6 protein-coding genes are annotated in these 5624 nt (G+C 30.8%); 4 read left to right on the top strand and 2 right to left on the bottom strand.

Features of this window, described 5'->3' with window-relative positions:
* Window positions 1-129: 129 nt before the first annotated feature.
* Both CER22_RS30475 and CER22_RS30470 read right to left on the bottom strand, forming a co-directional pair.
* Window positions 130-348, bottom strand: coding sequence for a hypothetical protein (locus CER22_RS30475; protein ID WP_000240399.1), 219 nt, complete (start codon window positions 346-348; stop codon window positions 130-132).
* A gap of 380 nt (window positions 349-728) precedes the next feature.
* Complete coding sequence (locus tag CER22_RS30470; protein WP_088610447.1) at window positions 729-989, bottom strand: hypothetical protein; 261 nt, start codon at window positions 987-989, stop codon at window positions 729-731.
* A 215-nt stretch (window positions 990-1204) separates the two neighbouring features.
* Between CER22_RS30470 and CER22_RS30465 the strand changes: the two genes are divergently transcribed.
* The 4 genes from CER22_RS30465 (at window position 1205) to CER22_RS30450 (ending at window position 5106) form a co-directional block, all read left to right on the top strand.
* Window positions 1205-1606: a BlaI/MecI/CopY family transcriptional regulator gene (locus CER22_RS30465; RefSeq protein ID WP_088610446.1), complete on the top strand. Its 402-nt coding sequence runs from the start codon at window positions 1205-1207 to the stop codon at window positions 1604-1606.
* Between the two features lie 23 nt (window positions 1607-1629).
* The gene (locus CER22_RS30460) at window positions 1630-3234 is read left to right on the top strand and encodes a M56 family metallopeptidase (protein ID WP_256943773.1); all 1605 of its coding nucleotides are present in this window, start codon (window positions 1630-1632) and stop codon (window positions 3232-3234) included.
* A gap of 337 nt (window positions 3235-3571) precedes the next feature.
* Window positions 3572-4006: a hypothetical protein gene (locus CER22_RS30455; RefSeq protein ID WP_088610444.1), complete on the top strand. Its 435-nt coding sequence runs from the start codon at window positions 3572-3574 to the stop codon at window positions 4004-4006.
* 383 nt (window positions 4007-4389) lie between these two features.
* The gene (locus tag CER22_RS30450; RefSeq protein WP_088610443.1) at window positions 4390-5106 is read left to right on the top strand and encodes a flagellar motor protein MotB; all 717 of its coding nucleotides are present in this window, start codon (window positions 4390-4392) and stop codon (window positions 5104-5106) included.
* The last annotated feature ends 518 nt before the right edge of the window (window positions 5107-5624 follow it).

Here is a 5624-nt window from a genome sequence, read left to right as displayed (position 1 = left end):
TTTTTTCTTTGTCTCACCAAATGGGGGCAGACCACCTATGATTCTACAGAAAGAATAGCGTTTTTTTCTTTTTATGGATACATTTTTTTAGCTCGATAGCGATGTGGTGTTACCTCAAATATAATTATTTTATTTGAAGGTCTCTTTTAAATTTTTATCAAATCTTTTCATAGGTTGATATACAAGGACGTGTAATGATAAACCTATCACTGCAGTAATGTTCAAAATAATACTTATAATCATTAAAGACCATTCTATAACTGGAGAAAAGTATCCGTTCGTGCTTAATGTAGAAGAACTGATACCTAGTAGTAAAATCACTATTAGTAAAGGTAAGTTTTTAACCAATTTGAATCCCCCTTTTAAATATAATATCTTTATATCATTATATCACACTAGATTATGTAATTAATATAAGATAGTTATCTATGAGAATTTAACGTATTTTCTCTTTTTTGGGGTGACCTACTTCTTTAGCTTGATAGCGATGTGGTGAGACCCCATCGCTATCAAGCTAATATTTTGAAGCACCACCAAAACAAAAATTTTACCTCTCGACAGTTATATTTGAGAATTAAGCTTATTTTTTCGTTTTGGGGTGAATCTGTTTTCTTAAGTTGATGGGCATGGGGTGGTACCCCTAAACACAAAAACCACATTAATACGTTTTCCTTTGTATATCTTACGGAATGTATACACATAGATTTTTTAACTACCTGTATTCTTAGTTACTTTAATTGATGTTTTAAGGAACTAGTAGCGAATAAATGATTCAAAACCCATGAACCTACATACGCAAAAATTAACTTTGCTATGATAAGTGATACATATAAAATTGAGCTAATTGTAAATACAGCCCAGTAACTAATATTAAAATTAAAACTAATAACCCAAGCTCCTCCTAACCAAATAATGGACCATCCTACAAAAGAAATAAAAAATATTAAAAAGAAACCTAAAATAATAATTATCGTTGCCTTAGTATCCAATTTTCTCAGCTCCTATTTAGAATAGTAATGAGTATAAGAATGTATACACATTTTCTATTCAAGTGTCCAAGGTTTCATAATAAAACCAGTAAATTATCGTTGTTTTTTGACTTAATTATCTGGCGATCCTTTTTTAGTATACTCTTGACTTCTTTAGATTACAATTGTAATATGGTTTCTGTATTACAATTGTAATCTTTGAAAGGAGAATCAATATGAATAATCTACCCAAGATATCAGAAGCGGAATTAGAAGTGATGAAAGTACTATGGAATACGAAATCCTCACTTACTGCGAACGAAGTAATTCAATCTCTTGAGGAAAATAATGATTGGAGTCCTAAAACTGTCCGAACATTGCTCAACAGATTAGTAAAGAAAGGAGCAGTTTCTTCTAATCAAGAAAAAGGGAAAATGTATACATATACGCCATTAATTTCTCAAGATAATTATTTGCAAATAGAAACAAAATCCTTTCTGAAACGATTTTATGGCGCTGCATTAAAGCCATTACTTGTGAATTTTATAAAAGAAGAAAAGCTTTCTTTAGAAGAAATTGATGAATTAAGAGAAATTTTAGATGACAAAGCTAACCCTCACCAAAGAAGGAATAAATAATTATGTTGGGTGTCTTATGCAATTTGTATCTTCCAATTATCTTTGAGTGGGTAATAGAAACTTCTATAATGGCTAGCATTTTAGTTGGTTTGATTCTATGTTTAAAAATGTTATTAAAAAATAAATTAACACCAAGATGGCAATATGCATTGTGGTTAATTCTTCTTGTCAGACTTATGCTACCTTGGTCACCTAATAGTTCATTTAGTATGTATACTTTGCTCTTACAAGGCTATGAAAACCTAAGTAATCCCTTGCAGGAAAATATAAAAATGCAAACTATAAAAGAATTTAATGAACGAAAAATAAATTCCTTTAATTTAAAAGCGGAAAATGAAGGGGAAAGAGAAATAATATTTCAGGATGAAGGCAAGAGTTTCGGACATTTATCTATATATGAACTCCTCATGTATGTATGGTTATTAGGTGTACTTTGCTTAAGTTCTTTTATCATAATTGTAAATCGACGTTTACAAATTTATTTACATAAACAACCTGTTATAACGGATGAAAGAGTTTTACATATTTTTAAAAATTGCAAAGAGCAAATGTCTATTAAACGAGAGATCTCATTACTTCTAGCTGGAAAAATTTCAAGTCCAGCACTCCACGGGTATGTAAGGCCTAGAATTTTATTATGTGAGAAACATGTTACGCAATTAGATGACAAACAACTACGATTTATTTTTTATCATGAGTTAGCTCACTTTAAGCGAAAAGATGTGGGAGTCAATTGGCTCATGTATAGTTTATTAATTCTGAATTGGTTTAATCCTGTTCTGTGGTATGCATATTATGCCATGCGTGAAGATCAAGAAATCGCATGTGATGCGCTAGCACTCACTTTTATTGGTAAAAAAGAAAAACTAGCCTACGGTCATACTATTATTACATTATTAGAACACTATTCGAATTTCAATCAAACGCCCAGTTTAAAGAACTTAAGTGGTAATAAATATGCATTAAAGAGGAGGATTTTGATGATTAAAAAATTCAATAAAAAGTCATACCGTTGGTCCATATTAGGAATAGCAGCTGTGATTGGTGTGTCCATATTTTCTTTAATGAATGCAAAAATAGCAGAATCTTCTTTTGAAAAAGAAAACACGTCAATAAAAGCATTCGCATCTCAAACTAAAGAAGCTAAAGAAAAAGAAATGGATGAGCTGAAAGCATTACAAAAAAAGATTGACCTATATATTAATGAGAAACAACTAATCTCTTCTTTTCAAACTAAGTTAACAGAAAAGGGATTAATGGTGACGATACTAGAGGATGTATTGTTCGACTCCGGGAAAACGGATATAAAATTAGAATCGGTAGGGATTGTAAAAGAATTGTCTCATTTTCTTGTTTCAGTAGCTCCACGTGAAATAACTGTATCTGGTCACACTGATAATGTTCCAATTGCCAATGCGAAATTTTCTTCAAACTGGGAATTGAGTACACAGCGCGCTGTGAACTTTATGCAAGTATTGCTTCAAAATAAAGAGTTGCCGGTAGAAAAATTTAGTGCAATTGGTTATGGAGATTATCGTCCAATTAGTCAAAATGATACACAAGAGAGAAAAGCAAAGAATAGACGTGTGGAAGTGCTGATTTTACCTTTAACAGAGAAAACAAAATAAAAGAGAAGGTCGTAGAGTAAGTAATATATCCAGTTTGTTCAATGTTTCAACAATTTGGCATCTCTTTACCTGCTAGTCTAGTTAAAATCATATATCCCCCGGAACGAAAATTTTTTGCATTTAGCTCGTATGTATTGTTTTGGAATAAATTGCTCTTTTAGTTTGATGGTGATAGGTACTAACAACAAAACGCGAAATACGTACGCTAAGGAAATATAACAGATTATAAGCTGCAAAACGAAAATTCAGGCTATAATTGATACATGTTTTTTGTTAATAATCACAAAAATATTTCTACTTGAAACACTATACTAGAACTTATTGGAGGTTTAAAAAAATGAGCTTTTTAGACCAACATCCGACTTATAAATCATATAATCATGAAAAATTTTATGTTTCATTACTCCCACCTTCTTTACATGTTAATGATTTAAGGTCACTCGTCCATAGATGCTTATATAATAACTCTTCACATGAAGAATTATTATATAATGCATACTACTTACAAAATACATTAGCTGTTGAGTTGAAGATGGTTTCTTGTGAATACAAAGATTATGATTTCATATTAGAGAAAATCACTGAAACTTTAAAAAGAACATGCGAAAAAGGATTAAATTTCTTCATGGATGGGTTGGAAATTATGATTGAATTGTCTAAGGATATAAACAGAGTAAATAAATTTTTAGTTGAGCACAAAATAGGTTATAAAGCAATATTTGTTAATGATGAAATTCAGTGGCAATTAAATTATAACATGAAAATTAATTAATATAGATTTCTGTCAAAGAATTAATGGGTAAGCCTACAACCACCTTCTAGAAAGATATGAAAATAGAAACTAATGTAATAGAAAAGAGGCATACAAAAAGAACTGTTATTTTTTCACAAGCAGGTTATATATGGACCTGTATTAAGAGAGTTTCTAGGTGCTGTTATTGGTATCGTAGCTATGTACCTACTATTGAATAGTCTAGGGACATAGCTATATCAGGTTGCATATTAGGTATTTATTTGCTAATAAAATAAAGTGAAAATAGAGAATACAGCTTATTAATTGTTTATTAATATTATATATCCGTTTACTGTGAAAAAGCGTATTTTAGGTGCGTTTTCTGTGAATTGACATAAGAGGCTAGAAAAAGGGGAGGAAAAATGCGGAGTAAGAAAAATAGAAGAGGCCGAAAGAAAAAAAACGATGAGCATATTGATGAAACTTGGTTAATTCCGTATTCTGACATGCTAACGTTATTGTTTGCTTTGTTTATTGTTTTATTTGCAATGAGTAGTATCGATACTGCAAAATTTAAACAGATGGCAGTATCTTTACGAAGTGAACTAGTAGGTGGAACAGGAAATAAAGAATTTTTAAGCAATCAAAAGGCAAATGAGAAAAAAGAAATGGATGAGCTGAAAGCATTACAAAAAAAGATTGATCAATATATTAACGAGAAGCAATTGTCCTCTTCTTTTCAAACTAAATTAACTAAAAAGGGATTAATGGTGACGATATTAGAAAATGTACTATTCGATTCAGGGAAAGCAGATATGAAACTAGAATCGATAGAGATTGCAAAAGAATTGTCTCATTTACTTGTTTCAGCAGCTCCACGTGAAATAACTGTATCTGGTCACACTGATAATGTCCCAATTGCCAATGCAAAATTTTCATCAAACTGGGAATTGAGTTCACAACGCGCTGTGAACTTTTTACAAGTATTACTTCAAAATAAAGAGTTGTCAGCAGAAAACTTTAGTGCAATTGCTCATGGAGAATATCGTCCAATCGATAAAAATGATACACAAGAGGGAAAAGCAAAGAATAGGCGTGTGGAAGTGTTTATCTTGCCTTTAACAGGGCAGACAAAATAAAAAGGGGTACGTAAACTATCCAGTAATTGTTGAACAGTTACTGGATAGTTTACGTGATTTTGAAGACAAAGATTGACATAATAAAAAACGGTCTATTATGTATAGGCCATTTTTTCTATGATTTACTGATTGCTATTAAAACGCGCTCTTCATGTGCCACAAATGAATCTAATGATTCAGCCAGAATAGCTGAAAAATCAAATGGGCAACAGAAAAGAGCTAAGAAAGAAGATGTGCCAGTATAAGTAATAAATAAAAATATTAATGTAGTGTTATTAAAATATAATAATATAAATCCGTAATAAAGTCGTACTGTTAAACATTTAGTTATACCGTTTATAAAAAAACTTACGGCGTTATTTCTTTGAGAATAAATTTGTAAAAAGTATGAGACTAAAAGTTATGATAAAGATATACGTGGATATATAACTGAAGTAATTTCTTTATACAAAAGTACCCACTTTCCTGTCCATATATCGAGACAAGAAAATGGGTACTTTTTTAAACAAAGACACCAA

The sequence above is a fragment of the Bacillus sp. K2I17 genome, from assembly GCF_002209985.1.
Lineage (GTDB): Bacteria > Bacillota > Bacilli > Bacillales > Bacillaceae_G > Bacillus_A > Bacillus_A wiedmannii.
Note: the sequence above shows the minus strand (reverse complement) of the source record. Positions and strands in the feature narration are given on the sequence as shown.

Bases quoted from the DNA above. Each gene is read 5' to 3' on its own strand.
- CER22_RS30465 (WP_088610446.1), top strand. From the start codon at position 1,205: ATGAATAATCTACCCAAGATATCAGAAGCGGAATTAGAAGTGATGAAA.
- CER22_RS30455 (WP_088610444.1), top strand. From the start codon at position 3,572: ATGAGCTTTTTAGACCAACATCCGACTTATAAATCATATAATCATGAA.
- CER22_RS30450 (WP_088610443.1), top strand. From the start codon at position 4,390: ATGCGGAGTAAGAAAAATAGAAGAGGCCGAAAGAAAAAAAACGATGAG.